Origin of the sequence: Flavobacterium sp. (assembly GCF_040379285.1) — a bacterium.
Classification (GTDB): Bacteria; Bacteroidota; Bacteroidia; order Flavobacteriales; family Flavobacteriaceae; genus Flavobacterium.
In genome coordinates this window covers 20,046-38,687 of record NZ_JBEILJ010000022.1, presented here as the reverse complement: position 1 = coordinate 38,687, position 18,642 = coordinate 20,046, and the positions used below count along the sequence as shown (strand labels likewise).

Genomic DNA, 18,642 nt, shown 5'->3' with positions numbered 1-18,642 from the left:
GATTCTTCATTTAATTTTCGTTCAATGTCCTGCACCAACTGCAACAAATCGGCTAACAAAAGCAAAGCCTCATTTGCTTGCAACAATCCCGATTCGTAGTAATAATCAATTTGAAAAAGAGTGCTATTCAACGTAGAGTCATTCCACAATTCATGTACAGTAGCTTTGGCATAAATTTGTTGCAAATGCTGCGCTTGTTCGGCAATAGATGCAGTAAGGTAAAATTGATGAAATGCTTTGTTCTCCTCTGGTTTTGCCAATAAATTCAGCCAAACATACCATTTGAATTTGGTCAAAAGATTACCCCCAAGCGTATAAAATAAGGGGATGTCTTTGGCCGAATAGTAAAATGTACCTTGCGGATGAAACGCCTGTAAATCGGATACCGCTTGTTGAATATACGAGGCTAACTCTGTTTGCGAAGTGACACTTACCGATTTTTTACAGTGCAAAAGTCCCGAGTTCGAGTGGAGATGGTCCAACGGAATGCTAAAATACTGACTCAATGTCAGCGCTTCTTCCAACGTTAATTTACTTTTTCCGCTAATTCTTCGGTGTGCCGCATCATAACTAATGACCAATATTTCGGATAATACATCGTGTAAGGAGCGGTCTCCAATTTTTTTCCGAATGCTGTGCAGCAATAGATCTTGTTTGTTCATTTGTGAAAATCGCAAATATTTATTTCAAAAATACGGATAAACACAAATGTATTAGCAATAATCGCAATTAATTTTGACCTGTGAATTTCACGCAATGGTACTATACGATGCAAAAGAAAGCACTCTGGTTTTTGTCTTGGATCTATCGAAAAGGAGTCGAATGGTATGAACCCGAAAGCCTTTTACGAAAGCAGATGAAGTACCTGTTGTTGCAATTAATGAATTATCTAAAAAACAAATAATATGAAAAAGATTCCCCTACTTCTTATCCTGTTTCGATTGTTGTTAGGCCCATTCGCCATCACGCTTGTTGTGCTGGACGTTACTCAAGTTCGGCCTATTTTGTTGGTGCTTATGAGTCTCGGATTTTTGAGCGATATTCTCGACGGTATCATCGCACGTAAAACAGGTATGGCTACCGCCAAATTACGACGCATGGACAGTCAAACCGATATGGTGTTTTGGGTTTGTATCGGTATTTGTGCTTGGTGGTTGAATCCAGAATTAATCGCTCAAAATCGAGTGGCCGTTCTCACCGTTTTGGGAATGGAAGCCTTAACCTACGTATTTAGTTTTCTCAAATTTGGGCGCGAAACCTGTACCCATGCCTTTTTATCCAAACTTTGGGGCATTACGCTTTTGAGTGCTTTTGTTTCCCTCATTGGCTTTGCGCATACGGGTTGGCCATTTGCTTTAGCTGTTATTTTTGGCGTGATAAGTCATTTGGATGTATATCTCATCATCTGGATTCTTCCGCAATGGACCCATGATGTTCCCAGCGCTTATCATGCGTATTTGATTCGAAAAGGAATTCCGTTCAAAAAACACCGCCTTTTAAATTAATCCAATCGGTCCTTGTATTTTTTGAATAAGCTGTTCATCACCAATAGCACGACTCCAACTCCAAGTAACACCAACGCGCGAATCAAAAAGTCGGTATTAGAGAGGTCAAAAAACATCAATCGTACTATGCACAATCCCACCACCGCTAAGGATACATAACGGAAGTATTTTTCTTTTAAAGTGATGCTCAACACCAACAAGCCTAATGCTTCCAAAACCCAGAAAAAAGTAAGCGCGCCCTTGTCAAATGTGAGGTACAAGAACAAGCCAATACTCAACGTAACGGGATAAATCAAAAGGCTATTTTTGAGAGGAAAGGAATCCAATATACGGTAGGCATAACCCACAAAAACGGCTAAGATTCCCATGAGCCCCAAATAAAAGGGTAAATAGTCTGGTTGATAGTACCAAAATCCTAAAATGCCCAAATGTAGGTTGGCCAACATGAAGTAAATCAGTGGAATGGAAGTGTGGAAAGTCACTTTTCGATGCACCAAGTACAATTGTATAACCGCCATTACAGCCCAATAAAATGGCATCCATTTTTGTTCTAGCTGACTAAATAATAGTACCGATACCCAAATATTCACCAAAATTTGACGCCATCCATTTTCCATCGGGTGCTGGGAAGTGCGTTGCATAACCACGATCCAAACCCATGCTAATCCATAAACGCCCGCATACACCAACCATTCCATCCAACGGAATTGCGTTACAAAAGTATGTGCATAAAGCAATGAAACAATGAGTCCTAACAAGGCAATACCATCGGGAACAAAACGATGAAGGCCAATTTTTTTTTGGAAACGAAGGTAATAATTGCACAAGGCAACACTCATCAACGCCAAACCGAAATACAATTCCTTTATCGATTGATACCAAAAGAGCAACAAAAATAAATTGAGTACATAAATCGTTTTCACCAGATGGTCCGATCCACCGGGCTGCTTCGAACGAAATTGGAGCACCCCATAGCTTAGCGCAAATAAAAGCCCAATAGCATAATACAACGTAGTAGTGGGGTCATACAATCCAATGACTTCAATCCATTCGGGGCAACAGTAACTGAAGCTGAAAATCAGCTGTAAAAAAGCAAAGAAGCGTAGGGGCTCAAACCAATTCGATTTTTCATACAGTATAAAATAGACCCCCGGAATCGCTCCAAAATAAATGATGGAGTAGGGCGAAGGCACCACCCAAAATCCTATACTTTGGGTTATTAAAAACAACGCTAAGGCTTCATGCGTTTTGGATACCAAAAATGGATCTGTCGCAGGATGACGTATGGCAAAACGATGCGAAAGTCCCAAATTGATAAGCGGCAACGCCAAACCAATTCCAAAACAGCCCACCATTTCAAGCCCTGAAAACGAACTTACCTCGCTGCTTACATAATATAAAAGACAAAGAAACGTCAGTCCATACAGTATTTTGAAGAATTTCGCCAATTCCAACTCATTCGGCTCCGATTGAATAAGATGATGTACAATTCGAACTAAACCAAAGGCGAGGCCAAAAAATCCTAACGTAGTGAATAAGGGTTGATAATCACCATATTTAAAGTTAACCACAATCAAGAATAAGGTCGTAACAAGACCAAGGGTAAAGCGTACAAAAAAGCGATTTTCTGCCCATTCAGGCTTGCGCCATTGAAGGCCAGCAATCAAAGCTAATGCAAGAAGGTATATACCGTCTATCCAATGCTCGGCCCCCTCCAAAGTCAGATAAATTACCTCGATACCCGCAAGTATGAAGAACAAAATCCGACCTAAATTGAGCAGTAAACTCGTTCTGAAAAGGAGCAATACAGTCCACAGCAATGCCGCTCCCAACAGCACATAAACAAAAAGATTATGTGTCGTTTGATGATAAACCAAAGCCACCAACAAAAGTTGAAGTCCCACCGCAAAAAGACCGTTTAAGGCTACCGATGGCAACCCATAAAACGCATCAAACGACTTCCATTTGTCTGTACCAAGGCTGTATACATGTAGCCCCAAAACCAACAGCGAATGTGCAATTAGTCCATACAACCAAATGCCATAATCGTCGGTTTCCACTACGACCTTCAAACTAATAAGCAACGAAAAACCGATGTACGCATGGTATCCTATTTTTAAAATACGATGTAAAAAATCCTGCTGCTCCAAATGGGTAAACAATAAGCCTAAATTAAACGTGAGGGTGAGACCCAAAAACAAAATGGCCAAGCCGACGTTCCATTCGTTTAAGGTGATGATGGTAAATGAAAGCAGTGAAAAACTAACCAAAAAATCAACGTGATACAACCATGTAATCCCTCGTTTTTTGGCCACGCGAGACGCCCAAAAACACACAGCAGCACCCAAGGCTACAACTATAGTTTTAAATTTACTTCCTGTGGCATGCATTAGCAATCCTGTAGCAAACAAGCCCCAATTGACCAAATGCGTCGTTAAACCCGCTTTGTCAAAGGCCGTGTGGTCATATAATTTACGGTATTGCATCAACATACAACTCACCGCAACCCCCACAATACCCAGAATAGCTATTTTATTCTCTACATGGGTTAGAGGTGAATTGGTCATATTAAACCAAACGTCAAAAACCAAAAACGATCCAATTACCGAAAGAATATGGTACTCCCATTTCTCTTTGTAAGAAAGTAAAATACCCACCGTAGCCGTACCCGCGGCCAGTAAAAAGGTAAGGAGCAACTTCTCGGGTATGACACACAAGATAAGCATACTGAGTACCACATGCAGTGATAAAAAAGTTTGCCTTTTGATGCGGTACCCAATCCATAAATTCAATCCAATGCCAATCCCCAAAAGTCCGTACCCCAAATTCGTTTGCTCAATAAATTGTAAAGCCGGAATCTGAGAAGCGCCAGAGCACCCAAACAAAAACAAACTCGCTCCGGCACTGCGCAACCATAACCCCGTTTTTTCCCAAAGCGGTTTTTTCTTCAATAGGAGATACGAACCCATTAAGAGTCCGGCATAGGCCCAAATAATGAGCACTCGGAAAAGCGGACTTACCTTGAGGGCCGTGTAAATACTCAAATACCCCACGCCCAAGACCATAATTGCGGTGCCCAAAATTCCCGTCCAATTGTCAGCAAATTGGCGTTCCCATTTTTTAAAAAATAAATATAACGCCGAGGCTTCAGGAGGAGTGGGCGGAACATAAGGAGTGGGTTGAGCTGCGGTTTCAGTAACTTTCGGGGTGCTAAAGGCAGCAACGGCAGTGGTCTCAGGCATTGCTTCTTGCGCGAACTCCTCTACTACTTCTAATTCTGAAAGGGATAATACTTCTTCAGGAATCACAGGTTCTACAGCAGGCTCCTCGTCCATCGGTTGCGACGGTTCCGGTGCTTCAATCGGACGATCAATTTCAACAGGAGTTGCATTGATTGGTTGGCTTTTCAATTGTTGCAGTTCTTCGCGCAGCGCATTTACTTGTTGCTGCAAACTGTCCCGATCACCCGCTAGTTTGAACAATTGGGTCGTCATGACATCCAAGCTCGATTTCAGCGATTGGAATTTGACCACACCATAAATTATAAGAATAAAAAGTACAAATACAAAAAACTCCATACCAAGGCCTTTAGTGCTCAAATATAGAAAAACAAAACCGAAGTCGCTTTTTTATATTTTGGGCACGCCCCGATAGCCAGTAATTTGGCTAATGATAAGGAACATTGTCTGCCGCAATCGGGGCCGGGTGATCCGCTGTATCTGCCCCTCCTCGCGTCGGGGCAGGATGCCGCTTCTCCCCCTCGTGCACTTCCTGCAGGTATTGAAAATCACTAAATCATTGGGATTGGTGGGGTAATTTTTTCCCTATCATTAAAAATAACGCACCAAACGTGTGCCAACATTGGCTGTATTTTTAGGAAGTAAAACGGTCGCCCCGGTACTAAAATCAATGCATTTTGCCTGAGGCGTTCCCGTGTCGGTTGAACTCCAATAGGAATCGCTGTAAATCCGCCCTCACCGTTTACATGTAAATTGTCGTGAATCAGTTTTAATTCATCATGCGAAGGCAAACACCAGTCGCGTTGGTCCCCAAAATCATGCGTTAAGCCCGAAAATGCAGCAACCGTTCCATTATTCAACGCACTGCAAATTGCAGGATTCGTTGCATATTGATTCAACGATTGGTGAAAATTGGCAATAGCCACCGAGTTTTGATACCCGCTACCCACACCGTCAAATTGGGCGTTCATCAAATTGGAGGTGACACATCCCCATTCGTTGGCGGGTAAATCGTTGGGCGCCACTTCCATATAGCGCCATCCATCCGAGTAACTTCCTTTGTCATAGGCAATAATTCCACCTGAAGGTCCGAAATCGCCCACTTGATACGGTAGAATTTCGTTACATACTTGAAGAAAATAGCGCGATCCTCCCGAATAGCTTAGTTTTCTATACGGTCCCACAATGCCCAAATAGTGATAACTTTTATTCCAATAGGTCGCAATGGGATTAATACCCGCAAAGTTGATGTTGATGTACGATTTTTGATTGATAATCATCACCGTCCAGGTTCCTAAGTAGTTGTTGCCCAAATGACGTAAAGTGATGGTGTTGTCAGGATTGGCGTAAAAAATAGCTCCTGCATATTCATTGTCCGCATTTTCTGGGAGGTACGGGACTTTCGTCACACAATTCAATGGCGTGCAAAACTGTCCCGAAACATACGAGATAACACTTTCCTCCGAACACGAACGCAACGAAATCAACAGTTCATCATCGTTGTTTATACTTATTATATTGCCATTGGAATCAGTGGTTTCAATGGGATACGAAATGCTGATGCTGTGATTTAAAGGTAAATTCATCAACGTTTGAAACAACGTGCTGTCATCGGTCATAGTCAAGTTTTGTACCGGATCCCGATTGGTATTGTACACCAACAATTGAAAAGGATACACAAAATCAATACAAATTTGCTCCTTCATCGGGTCACCATTTTGCGAGGTGGTATTTAACATGAGTTTGAAGAGCTCATTCTGGTATCCGATAGTCGACTCGGTGCGTTCTGCAGGCTCGTTGGTACAACTCCCTAGGCTGAGGATCAATAGGCTGAGGAGGAAAAAATGTTTGATTTTTGGTAAGGCTTTCATAGTATTGTTTTTTAGTATGACGATAAAATAGGGTGTAGGTTGCGTCATGGCAAAACAAATTCTAAAATTTCCTTAAAAACAAAAACCCCAATCGGTTGCGATTGGGGTTTTCTATCTAAAAAGAATTGTGAATTAACCTTCTTGATTTTCTTTAGCATCACCTCTCGGCGGGAAAGGTTTGCGCGGTCCACCTTCTGGACGTTTATCGTCGCGAGGAGGACGCGGTAACAATTGTTTGCGGGAAACTTTTTCTTTACGCGTTTTCGGATCAATGCCTAAGTATTTCACTTGGAACACATCACCCATATTCACTACGTCAGAAGGTTTCTCGGTGCGCTCCCATGCCAATTCAGAAACGTGAAGTAATACTTCATTTCCTGGCGCTTGGGTATATTCAACTACAGCACCAAAGTCCAACATCTTGATGACGCGAACTTCATACGTCTCGCCAATTTCAGGTTTGAAAATAATCGAATCGATTTTGGCCAAAACCATTGCGATACCGTCCGGACTGGTTCCTAAGATTTCTACAATACCTTGCTCGTCCACTTCGTTGATGACAATTGTGGTTCCAGAGGCTTTTTGTAATTCTTGGATTACTTTTCCACCTGGACCAATTAAGGCACCAATATAATTTCCTGGAATCACTCGGGTAATGATTTTTGGCGCGTGTGGTTTCACTTCTGGACGAGGTGTTGCCAACGTTTCATTCAATTTCCCTAAGATATGTAAACGACCGTCTTTGGCTTGGGCCAAGGCTTGTTCCATAATGTCATAACGCAATCCATCAATTTTGATGTCCATTTGACAAGCGGTAATCCCGTCGGCTGTACCGGTCACTTTAAAGTCCATGTCCCCTAAGTGGTCTTCATCTCCCAAAATGTCTGATAAAACGGCAAATCGATCGCCATCGGTAATCAATCCCATGGCAATACCCGATACCGGTTTAATCATTTGTACTCCTGAATCAAGCAATGCCAAGGTTCCCGAACAAACGGTAGCCATCGACGATGAACCATTCGATTCCAATACCTCCGATACAATACGAACAGTATAGGGACAATCGGCAGGAATCATATTTTTTAAGGCGCGTTGTGCCAAATTTCCATGTCCTACCTCACGACGCGACGTTCCGCGTAACGGTTTCGCCTCTCCAGTAGAGAAAGGAGGGAAGTTGTAATGCAAGTAAAAACGCTCTTCGCCTTGTTCAGAAGGTAAGTCAATCACATTAGCTTCACGAGATGTTCCAAGGGTTACCGTAGCCAAGGCTTGGGTTTCCCCACGGGTAAAAATAGCCGAACCATGCGCAGAAGGCAAGTAATCTACTTCTGACCAAATGGGACGAATTTCGGTTGTTTTCCGACCGTCCAAACGAATCCCTAAGTCAAGGATCACATTGCGCACGGCTTCTTTCTGGCATTTGTAAAGGTATTTGCTTACCAAGTCGCCATTTTCAGCCAATTCTTCTTCGCTGAATAAAGCCACTACTTCTTCTTTGACAGCGCCAAACTTCTCGCCTCGTTCTTGTTTGGAAGAGGCTTCTTGGGCGATAGCGTAATATTTGTCGTAGGCTGCTGCACGAACTTTTTTATAGATGGTTTCGTCTTCTTTTTCGCCTTCGTATTCACGGTATGCAGGAGAACCAATAGCGGCACGCATACGTTCTTGGGCTTCAATTTGAACTTTGATCGCTTCGTGAGCAAATTTGATGGCTTCTACCATTTCTTTCTCGGAGATTTCTTTCATCTCACCTTCTACCATACACACCGAGTCTTTCGAAGCTCCAATCATCATGTCGATTTCTGAAACTTCTAACTGTTGCTTGCTCGGATTGATGATGAATTGTCCATCAACACGACCTACGCGAACTTCAGAAATGAGGTTGTAAAAAGGAATGTCAGAAACGGCCAACGCAGCAGAAGCAGCCAATCCAGCTAAAGCATCGGGCATCACCTCATCATCATGCGACATCAATTGAATCATGATTTGGGTTTCGGCGTGATAATCATCAGGGAACAACGGACGCAATACGCGGTCAACCAAACGCATGGTTAACACTTCCGCGTCACTTGGACGAGCTTCACGTTTGAAGAATCCGCCAGGGAAACGCCCCGCGGCGGCAAATTTTTCACGGTAATCTACCGTTAAAGGTAAAAAGTCTACTCCGGGATTGGACGTACGTGCCGATACGGCAGTGGCCAACAGCATAGAATTGCCCATGCGAACAACAACCGAACCATCGGCTTGTTTGGCAAGTTTCCCGGTTTCAATGGTGATGGTTCTTCCATCGGCCAAAGTAATGGTTTCTTGGGTTACTTTTGGAATCATAAAATTTAATTCTGTTTTTAATTAAGGTTAGTTGTGTTGTTGTTAGTTGTTGTAACCCAATGAAAAACTGAAACTTTTTTTAATAGTGTTTTAAAAAAAAGAGGCGCGCAGGCACCTCTTTAGTTTTGTATTATTTTCTAATACCTAATTCCTTGATGATTTCACGATATCTGTTGATATCTTTATTTTTCAAGTAATCGAGTAAGCTTCTTCGTTTACCTACCAATTTCACTAACGAACGCTCCGTGTTGAAATCGTGACGATTTTTTTTCAAGTGCTCCGTTAAGTGGTTAATTCTGAATGTGAACAAAGCGATTTGTCCTTCTGCTGAACCTGTGTTTGCAGCAGCTCCTCCGTGTTTAGCGAAGATTTGTTCTTTAACTTCTTTAGTCAAGTACATGCTAATATTTATTTAAATAATTATTATGTAGATTGGGTCGTTCCCAATTCGGTTGCAAAGGTAGCCTTATTTTTGAATTTGACAAATAAAAAAAAGGAATTAAAATAATTTGGCAACTTCTTGATTTACAAACTCCAAGAAACGTTCGTCAGCCTCAGAAAACGGGTCGATCACATGGCTGTCAATATCGATTTGACCGATATTTTCACCGCGAACAAACAAAGGAACCACGATTTCTGATTTGACCGTTAAACTACAAGCGATGTAATTATCTTGAGCCGAAACATCGGGAACCACAAAATTGGTATTGGTTTCGGCGACTTGCCCACAAATGCCTTTCCCAAAAGGAATTACGGTATGGTCGGTTGCAGCACCTACATAGGGTCCTAAGTGAAGGGTACGCGTTTCATGATGGGCAAAGTAAAATCCTACCCAATTGTAATAGGATACTTTTTCATTCAAAAGCGCACACAGTTCTTGTAACTTTTCATCCCGTGATTTAATGGGTTGCGATAAAATCGATACGACTTCGGGCTGTAAATCTTCAAAATGCATTTGCGTTATTTTTTTGCAAAAGTAACCAATGGCTTTTCGTATTTTTACCTAAAATTTGTTAAAAACATCCATTGGAATCCTTGTTCACGGTTTACCGCCCTTTTTTATCTTTTTTATTGCGATTTATCGTGTCGTATACCCTATTGACTTTGATATACCAAGGATATCTTCAGCAATATGATGCGTCCAAAAAAGAAGTAGATCGCATAACCTATCATGTTGCAGAGCAGTCCAAATGGATATTGCAGTTTTTTGATGAAACAGCCCATACGGCTCCCAATAATAAAGAGGCTGGTGTGAAATTGTTTTATCACAATACCTGGATTGCGCGTATCATTGAAGGGTGTAATGCAGTAAGTGTTATGATATTGTTTACGGCTTTTGTTTTGGCCTTTCGCGGAACATGGCAACGCACCCTTTGGTTTGTTCCTTTAGGAATCGGACTAATTCACTTGGCGAATATTTTACGAATAGCTTTGTTGGCTATCGCACTTTATCATTATCCAGCTTACGAACATGCACTACACGGTGTATTGTTTCCTATGGTGATTTATGGATTTGTTTTTTTACTCTGGATGGTATGGGTTAATCGTTTTTCCAATTATGCAGCACCTTCCACTAAATAAGTTGAAATGGTTTTTGATTGCCTTCCTCGTTGGACTACTATTGTGTATTCGGGCTGGTGAAGTGCAGTGGTTTTATGATCCACTTTTGACCTATTTTAAAAATGATTATCAAAACCAACCCCTTCCTCATATAGAATCCGTTCGCTATGGAGGACATTTATTCCTTCGCTATGGACTCAATTCATTGATCTCTATGGCGATTTTATATGTGTTATTTCGCAGTCGTGAACAATTGTTTTTTGTTGGGCATTTGTATCTTGGTTTAGGCTTGATTTTGGGAGCATCCTTTTTTTTGCTTTACGATACTTCGGACGATGCTCACAAATGGTTGATTTTTTATGTTCGACGTTTTTTAATTCAACCCCTTTTTCTATTGCTTTTTATCCCTGCATTTTATTATCAAAATAAAGATCAATAACGGTATTATTTCGTACCTTTATTAGATAAATGTAGGGGTATGAAAGTCGTAAAACAATCGGGGCATTATGTTGATTTTGATCGTGAAAAACTTCGTAAGTCCATGTTGCGCTCTGGAGCCGAAGCGTCCTTGGTCGACCATGTGGTTCAAAAAATAAGCGAATCACTTTACGACGGAATAAGTACCCGGAAAATCTACAAGCAAGCGTATGCATTACTAAAAAAAGAATCCAGTTCCCATGCAGCACGATATAATTTAAAAGCAGCTTTGCAAATGTTAGGCCCAGCAGGCTTTTTCTTTGAAAAGTTTATCGCAAGACTTTTTGAACGACAAGGATACCAAACAGAGGTGAATTGTTTTTTGCAAGGAACCTGTGTTACCCATGAAATTGATGTAGTGGTTCAAAAAAATGAAATTACATCCATGATAGAATGTAAGTTTCATGCTACGCCAGTTGCCGTAACAGATGTAAAGGTACCCATGTATATACTTTCCCGTTTTAATGATATTAAGCCGATAGAACACAAAGTTTTTGGTCGTTTCCACACGATAACAGCTTGTATATTAGTCACCAATAATCGGTTTACGACAGATGCTTTAACTTTCGGAACATGCAGTGGACTAACCTTATTGAGTTGGGATTATCCCCAACATGAAAATATTCGACATCTTATCGATCGTGAAGGATTGTACCCCATAACATGCTTGACTACATTAACCGCAGTCGAAAAGGAAAAGGTGTTGATTCAAGGCATTATTTTGGTGTCTGACTTACCCAATCAATCCCATGTATTGGAAACTATCGGACTCAGTCCACAGCGGATAAAAAATGTTTTGCAAGAAATTAGAGAACTCACCAAAATGTAATGGCAGTATGAAAGTAACTTTTTTGGGCGGTGTAGGTACCGTCACCGGGTCAAAAACCTTAATTGAATCGGATGGTATTCGAATTCTTGTGGATTGTGGACTTTTTCAAGGACTTAAAAATCTTCGGGAGTTGAATTGGGAATCCTTGCCCGTTTTGCCAAAAACGATAGATTTTGTATTGCTTACCCACGGGCATCTCGATCATTGTGGGTGGCTTCCCTGTCTGGTGGCTCAAGGTTTTGAGGGTAAAATTTTCTGTACTCCAGCTACGCGTGATATTACAAAGTTGATATTGTTGGATAGCGCAAAGATTCAAGAGGAGGAAGCCGAACGAGCAAACAAAGAACGGTTTTCAAAACATGAAGTCGCCCGCCCGCTTTATACCGTTGAAGAAGCCGAAGCGGTATTTCCACTGATACATTCTATCCAGGAAGAAGTTGCAATCCCCCTCGATCCAGAAATTTCAGCCCTTTTTTTTCGTGCAGGTCATATTCTTGGTGCGTGTTCGATTCAACTGACACTAGAAGGAAAGACTCTTGTTTTTTCTGGAGACATAGGTCGTGATCATGATGATTTAATGCTGGCGCCAATTCGACCAAAAAAAGCGGATTTTGTTTTTTTGGAAAGTACCTATGGCAATCGCATCCATCCCGTTGAGGTGGTAAAAGAGATTTTGGCGGAAGTTGTCAATTCTACTTTTGAAAAAGGGGGGACTGTTTTGATTCCAAGTTTTGCCGTGGAACGTGCTCAAGTATTGATGTATTTATTATGGCAATTAAAAGAAGAAAATCGTATTCCCAATATCCCATATATTTTGGATACCCCAATGGGAATGAGTGTATTGCATCTTTTTAAAAATTATCCAAAGGCCCATAAATTACCCTTGCATGAATGTGAGGCGATGAGTCACATGTTTCAAATTATTTCCAATTACAAAGAAACCATAGCAACCATTTATGATACCCGACCCAAAGTGGTCATCGCTGCCAGTGGAATGCTAACAGGGGGTCGAATATTAAGTTATCTTGAGCGTTATCTTGAACGTCCTGAAACCTCAATTGTTTTAGTTGGGTATCAAGCCGAAGGAACCCGCGGCCGAAAATTACTGGAGGGTGCAAAAGAACTAAAAATGTTTGGAAAATATATTCCAGTAGAGGCTACTGTTTACGAAATTGAAGGTCTATCTGCACATGCCGACCAAACGGGTTTGCTCCAATGGCTGAATGAAATACAATGGCCACCTCAAAATCTTTTTTTGGTTCATGGTGAAAATCAAGCGGCCGATGCCTTGCGTTTAAAAATTCAAGAAACGTATGGGTGGACTGTCCATATCCCACATCTTGGTAGTTCGCTGACCATTTGATTTTTAACTTTCCATTATCAAAACTGAGCTCTGTTCTAAGTATCTTTGTGCCATGTTGTTGAGAAAGTTTCTTACGATTTGTCTTGCGGTCTTGATTGGGTTTGCCCAAATGGGGGTCGCTTTGCATGTGCACTATTGTGCCGGAGAAGTAGCCTCTGTTAAAACCGTTTTGGGGTTCACTGAACTTGCCGCACAAATGGAGGACACGTGTTGTGGTGAGGACTCAACCACTATCGAGAAAATGTCTTGTTGCAAAGACAAGAAATTCAAATTCAAAGACACTTCCGAAAAGTTACTTGTTAAAGATATTACGCCAGAATTACTTGCTTTAGAAGGCAATAGCGCCTTCTTTTTAACTTCTTTTTTGCCGAAACATACGGTTCATAAGAAACCAATTTTAGCCTATTATTGCGATGCGCATGGGCCACCCTTTTACGCGCGCTATTCCCAACGGTTATTTTACGCTTGATTTATTATTTGACCTTTATATTTTTTGTCAAATAATAAATTATTGCATTTATGAAAACACTTACGTTTGTAGTAGCGTTGTGCATTTCTGTGATGAGCTTTGGTCAACAAAAATTGGACGAAGTCAAAGTAGAAGGCAAATCGCGAAGCCTACAAAAATCCTTATCCAAAACCACCAATACCGCCGTAGTAACCTCCAAAGAGTTGCTCAAAGCCGCGTGTTGTAACCTTGCCGAGAGTTTTGAAACCAATCCCTCCATTGACGTTAATTTCTCAGATGCGCTTACCGGCACCAAGCAAATCCGAATGCTCGGATTAACAAGTCCCTACATCCTTATTGCCGAGGAGAACATCCCTTCGGTGCGGGGAGCTTCCCAAATTTTTGGGCTGTCCTTTATTCCAGGGACTTGGGTCGAAAGTATACAAATTACCAAAGGAGCTGGCAGTGTTGTCAATGGCTATGAGAGTATTTCTGGGCAAATCAATACCGAATTGATAAAACCCATAAAAGACATTCCTTTTTTCCTCAATGCTTATGCCGACAATGGTAACCGCTATGAATTGAACACCCATTTTAATGCCAAATTAGGTAAATATTGGGCGTCAAGTTTGTTCATTCATGGCAATGCCCGTGTAGGGAAAAATGACATGAACGACGATGGATTTCTCGATAATCCCATAGGGCAACAGTTCAATATCACCAATCGTTGGCAGTATACCAATCCCGAAACCGGTTGGGTGTCTTTTTTTAACTTAAAGTATTTGAATGATCAAAAGCAGATGGGCGAAGTCGATTTTCATCCCCACCATCATCGGGGAACGACCCAACGGTGGGGCTCCGAAATCAACACCGAACGGTTTGATGTAACCACCAAATCGGGGTATGTATTCAAAGGCATGCCGTACCAAAGTTTAGGATTTCAAAATGCCTTTACGTATCATCATCAATCCTCCTATTTTGGCTTGCGCGAATATGGCATGAAGCAGCAAAGTTTGTACTCCAATTTCATTTTCAACTCCATTATTGAAAATACCCGAAACAAATTTTCTACAGGAATCAATGCAACACTAGATCGCTACACCGAAGTGTTTGATGCCGTAGATTACAGTCGCATCGACAACGCCATAGGGACCTTTTTTGAGTATACCTTCGACAATGGAAAAACACTGAGTTATATTCTGGGAGGACGCGTCGATTATCACAATCGCTTGGGCGTGTTTTTTACGCCCCGTTTTCATTTGCGCTACAATCCATGGGAGTTTGGCGTATTGCGCTTATCGATGGGTCGCGGTAAAAGAGCGGCCAATATTTGGTCAGAAAATCAAACGCTGTTCAACAGTTCTCGGCAATTTGTGGTGCAAAATTCAGGCGGTTCATTGTACGGTTTAGATCCAGAGATCGCTTGGAATTATGGGGTTAGTTTTACCCAAAAGTTTCGCATATTTAATAAAAACGCCGCTTTTACTATTGATGCCTACCGTACCGATTTTCAAAACCAAGTGGTTGTCGATGTCATGCAAAATGCACAACAGGTTATCTTTTACAATTTAAAGGGGCGTTCGTATGCCAATACTTTGCAACTTGATTTTGATTTCGAACCCCTTCATCGGTTGAATATTCGTAACTCGTTTAAGTATTATGATGTGGCTACCGACTATTTGTCGGGGCGTTTTCAACGTCCGCTTCAAGCGAGAAATCGTTTCTTTTCCAATGTTGAGTATGAAACAGCACTCACCGAGAAACATCAACAATGGAAAATGGATGCCACTTACAATTGGATAGGAGTACAGCAATTGCCCTTTACAGGGAACAATCCTACTACAGCGCAAATGGGTAATTTTTCCCCTTTCTATTCGTTGGTCAATGCGCAAGTAACCCGCGTTTTTTCCCGATCGTTTGAAGTCTATTTGGGTGCAGAAAACGTATTCAACTACCAGCAAGAACGGGCAATTTTGGGAGCAGACGCACCTTTCGGGCCCTTTTTTGATGCCACCATAACCTATGCTCCTGTTTTTGGTCGAATGGTGTACACAGGATTACGTTACAAAGTCTTATAATTTTAAAAACAATGTTTATATCGCAACAATTATGAAAAATGTACTGATTTTAATGATGGCCTTCCTTTCCCTTCAAGGATGGGCCCAAGAGAAAAAGAATAAAAATGCTTCCTATACTTTTGAAGTGAATGGTAATTGTGAAACCTGTAAACAACGCATTGAAAAAGCAGCTTATGCGGTCAAAGGCGTAAAATCGGCCGTGTGGGATATCGAAACCCACCAATTGCAGTTGATCATCAACGAGGAGAAAACCAATCTTGATGCGGTGAAAAAAGCCATTGCTTCGATCGGGCATGATGTAATCGGTTCCTACAAGGCCCCCGATGCGGTGTATGAAAACTTACACCATTGTTGTAAGTATGAACGCGTCAACTAAATGAATTGACGTTGTGAAGTCGATGTGAATTAGGCTTTGTAAATGTAACGTTATGTAATCGGATGTATGAAGCGTCAAAGGCAACCGTATTCTACCAAAAAATTAAGACGTCTTTTGGAAAATAATGCCTAATTTCACGACCTCAAAAAATAGATTTCATGGATCACTTTGATTGGAAACAACTTTTTAACCCTGAGTTTTACATTTTACTGGAAGTAGGAGGCATCAAAATAGGCCTTTATGTGGTGTTGTTTATCGTTTTTGCCGAAACAGGATTACTGGCGGGCTTCTTCTTGCCAGGCGATAGCTTGCTTTTCCTTTGTGGGATTTATAGCGAACTCTTGATGCGGGATTTTTCAACTGGAAGTGATTTTGTTAATGTAACCTTACTTGCATTTATGGTGGCAGTGATGGGAATCATAGGCAATATGTTTGGCTATTGGTTTGGGAAAAAGAGTGGCAGTTACTTATACAAACGTGAGGACAGTCTGTTTTTTAAGAAAAAGTATTTGTACCAGTCCAAAGAATTTTTTGACAAATACGGAAGTCGGGCTGTAGTGTTTGCTCGCTTTTTACCTATCGTGCGCACCTTTGCTCCTGTGATTGCCGGGATTGTTGAAATGGACCGTAAAAAGTTTATGTTTTACAATATCCTTGGATCAATACTTTGGTCCGTGACGATGATATTCGCAGGACACTATTTGTATGAGCTGTTTAAAGTTCAATTCAATATTGATTTAAAACACTATATCGAATACATTGTCATCGGTATCGTACTGGTGACTACGGTTCCCGTGATCATGAAGTTTGTGCGAAAACGAAAATAAACGCATAATTCAATAAAAAATCCGACTGTCATAACAACCGTCGGATTTTTTTATGCTTAGGTATTTATGCTTACATCATGCCAGGCATACCGCCGCCCATCGGCATTGCAGGAGCTGATTCCTCTTTGATCTCCACCAAAGCACATTCGGTGGTTAAAATCATTCCTGCTACCGAAGCCGCATTCTCCAAAGCAACGCGTGTTACTTTTTTCGGATCGATAATACCTGCTTTTAACATGTCAACGTATTCATCCGTTTTGGCATTGTATCCAAAATCTCCTTTTCCATCGGCTACTTTTGCCACGACTACAGAACCTTCTAAACCAGCGTTCTCCACAATAGTACGCAAAGGCGACTCCACGGCACGAGAAACAATTTGAATTCCTGTCGCTTCATCTGCATTTTCAGCTTTTAAATCAGCTAAGGCTGCCTTGGCACGCAATAAAGCCACACCGCCACCCGCTACAATACCTTCTTCCACGGCGGCACGCGTGGCATGTAAAGCATCGTCAACACGGTCTTTTTTCTCTTTCATTTCTACTTCAGAGGCAGCACCAACATACAATACGGCCACACCACCGGCTAATTTAGCCAAACGCTCTTGCAGTTTTTCACGGTCGTAATCCGAAGTCGTAGTCTCGATTTGCGCTTTGATTTGATTCACACGGTTTTTAATCATGTCGGCATTACCAGCACCGTTTACAATAGTCGTGTTGTCTTTGTCGATAGTTACTTTTTCAGCAGTTCCCAACATTTCAAGAGTCGCATTTTCCAAGGTAAAGCCACTTTCTTCAGCGACAACAGTACCTCCCGTTAAAATAGCGATATCTTCCAACATAGCTTTTCTGCGATCACCGAAACCGGGCGCTTTTACAGCAGCGATTTTCAAGGCACCGCGTAATTTATTGACCACCAAAGTCGACAACGCTTCTCCATCCACATCTTCGGCAATAATCAATAACGGTTTCCCCGATTGTGCCACAGGTTCAAGGATTGGCAACAATTCTTTTAAAGAAGAAACTTTTTTGTCGTACAATAAAATGTAAGGGCGGTCAAGGTCCACTTCCATTTTTTCAGCATTTGTCACAAAATAAGGAGACAAATACCCGCGGTCAAACTGCATTCCCTCTACGACATCTACATAAGTATCGGTTCCTTTAGCCTCTTCAACGGTGATAACCCCTTCTTTACCCACTTTTGAGAAAGCGGTCGCAATTAAATCTCCAATCACTTCGTCGTTGTTGGCTGAAATCGAAGCCACTTGTTTGATTTTCTCCGAAGAGCTGCCTACTTCTTGGGATTGTTTTCCAAGATCGGCTACAATGGTTTCAACGGCTTTATCAATACCGCGTTTTAAATCCATTGGATTTGCACCAGCGGCTACGTTTTTCAATCCTTCTTTTACAATGGCTTGCGCTAAAACGGTTGCTGTTGTCGTTCCGTCACCCGCTAAATCATTGGTTTTTGAAGCCACTTCTTTCACCATTTGAGCTCCCATATTTTCGAGCGCATCTTTCAATTCTACTTCTTTAGCAACCGAAACACCATCTTTCGTTACTGTAGGGCTGCCAAAGGATTTTGAAATGATTACGTTACGGCCTTTCGGACCTAAGGTTACTTTTACCGCATTGGCCAAAGCGTCTACTCCACGTTTTAAACCGTCGCGTGCTTCAATGTCAAATTTGATATCTTTTGCCATAGTTTTACTTTTTAAAATTTTGATTTTGTTGATCCTGTTTTC

The 18,642-nt window shown here is 41.5% G+C and carries 16 protein-coding genes; 9 read left to right on the top strand and 7 right to left on the bottom strand.

The window, feature by feature from the left end; translation table 11 throughout:
• The coding region (locus ABWO12_RS06550; protein WP_353087966.1) for a helix-turn-helix domain-containing protein at window positions 1-662 on the bottom strand (662 nt) is incomplete at its 3' end.
• Window positions 663-905: 243 nt separating this feature from the next.
• On the opposite strand from ABWO12_RS06550, the gene ABWO12_RS06545 reads away from it, so the two are divergent.
• Entirely contained in the window at window positions 906-1,505 is a 600-nt protein-coding gene (locus ABWO12_RS06545) for a CDP-alcohol phosphatidyltransferase family protein (protein ID WP_353087965.1), read from the top strand.
• On the opposite strand, the gene ABWO12_RS06540 is transcribed toward ABWO12_RS06545, so the two are convergent.
• The 5 genes from ABWO12_RS06540 to ABWO12_RS06520 form a co-directional block, all read right to left on the bottom strand.
• Entirely contained in the window at window positions 1,502-5,083 is a 3,582-nt protein-coding gene (locus ABWO12_RS06540; protein ID WP_353087964.1) for a DUF2339 domain-containing protein, read from the bottom strand. The two genes, ABWO12_RS06545 and ABWO12_RS06540, sit on opposite strands and share 4 nt — an antisense overlap.
• A 212-nt stretch (window positions 5,084-5,295) precedes the next feature.
• Window positions 5,296-6,615 (bottom strand): hypothetical protein, encoded by a 1,320-nt coding sequence (locus tag ABWO12_RS06535; protein ID WP_353087963.1) that lies wholly within the window; start codon window positions 6,613-6,615, stop codon window positions 5,296-5,298.
• 132 nt (window positions 6,616-6,747) lie between these two features.
• On the bottom strand, window positions 6,748-8,943 hold the full coding sequence (locus ABWO12_RS06530; RefSeq protein ID WP_353087962.1) for a polyribonucleotide nucleotidyltransferase: 2,196 nt from the start codon (window positions 8,941-8,943) through the stop codon (window positions 6,748-6,750).
• A gap of 130 nt (window positions 8,944-9,073) precedes the next feature.
• On the bottom strand, window positions 9,074-9,343 hold the full coding sequence (gene rpsO, locus ABWO12_RS06525; RefSeq protein ID WP_073363115.1) for a 30S ribosomal protein S15: 270 nt from the start codon (window positions 9,341-9,343) through the stop codon (window positions 9,074-9,076).
• A 99-nt stretch (window positions 9,344-9,442) separates the two neighbouring features.
• Window positions 9,443-9,898 carry an XrtF-associated fRMsr-like GAF protein gene (locus tag ABWO12_RS06520; RefSeq protein WP_353087961.1) on the bottom strand — a complete coding sequence of 152 codons (456 nt, stop codon included), beginning with the start codon at window positions 9,896-9,898 and terminating at the stop codon, window positions 9,443-9,445.
• Window positions 9,899-9,969: 71 nt separating this feature from the next.
• On the opposite strand from ABWO12_RS06520, the gene xrtF reads away from it, so the two are divergent.
• From xrtF to ABWO12_RS06480, 8 genes are all read left to right on the top strand, one after another.
• The gene (gene xrtF / locus ABWO12_RS06515) at window positions 9,970-10,524 is read left to right on the top strand and encodes an exosortase family protein XrtF (protein ID WP_353087960.1); all 555 of its coding nucleotides are present in this window, start codon (window positions 9,970-9,972) and stop codon (window positions 10,522-10,524) included.
• Entirely contained in the window at window positions 10,502-10,942 is a 441-nt protein-coding gene (locus ABWO12_RS06510; protein ID WP_353087959.1) for an exosortase F system-associated membrane protein, read from the top strand. Before xrtF ends, ABWO12_RS06510 begins: the two co-directional genes overlap by 23 nt.
• Window positions 10,943-10,981: 39 nt before the next feature.
• Window positions 10,982-11,809: an ATP cone domain-containing protein gene (locus tag ABWO12_RS06505; protein WP_353087958.1), complete on the top strand. Its 828-nt coding sequence runs from the start codon at window positions 10,982-10,984 to the stop codon at window positions 11,807-11,809.
• 7 nt (window positions 11,810-11,816) lie between these two features.
• Entirely contained in the window at window positions 11,817-13,172 is a 1,356-nt protein-coding gene (locus ABWO12_RS06500; protein ID WP_353087957.1) for an MBL fold metallo-hydrolase RNA specificity domain-containing protein, read from the top strand.
• A gap of 52 nt (window positions 13,173-13,224) precedes the next feature.
• Entirely contained in the window at window positions 13,225-13,641 is a 417-nt protein-coding gene (locus ABWO12_RS06495; protein ID WP_353087956.1) for an HYC_CC_PP family protein, read from the top strand.
• A 50-nt stretch (window positions 13,642-13,691) separates the two neighbouring features.
• Entirely contained in the window at window positions 13,692-15,698 is a 2,007-nt protein-coding gene (locus ABWO12_RS06490) for a TonB-dependent receptor plug domain-containing protein (RefSeq protein WP_353087955.1), read from the top strand.
• Between the two features lie 31 nt (window positions 15,699-15,729).
• Window positions 15,730-16,074: a heavy-metal-associated domain-containing protein gene (locus tag ABWO12_RS06485; protein WP_353087954.1), complete on the top strand. Its 345-nt coding sequence runs from the start codon at window positions 15,730-15,732 to the stop codon at window positions 16,072-16,074.
• Between the two features lie 158 nt (window positions 16,075-16,232).
• Entirely contained in the window at window positions 16,233-16,901 is a 669-nt protein-coding gene (locus ABWO12_RS06480; protein ID WP_353087953.1) for a DedA family protein, read from the top strand.
• 70 nt (window positions 16,902-16,971) lie between these two features.
• On the opposite strand, the gene groL is transcribed toward ABWO12_RS06480, so the two are convergent.
• Window positions 16,972-18,600, bottom strand: a complete 1,629-nt coding sequence (groL, locus tag ABWO12_RS06475) for a chaperonin GroEL (protein ID WP_353087952.1) — start codon at window positions 18,598-18,600, stop codon at window positions 16,972-16,974.
• Window positions 18,601-18,642 lie beyond the last annotated feature (42 nt).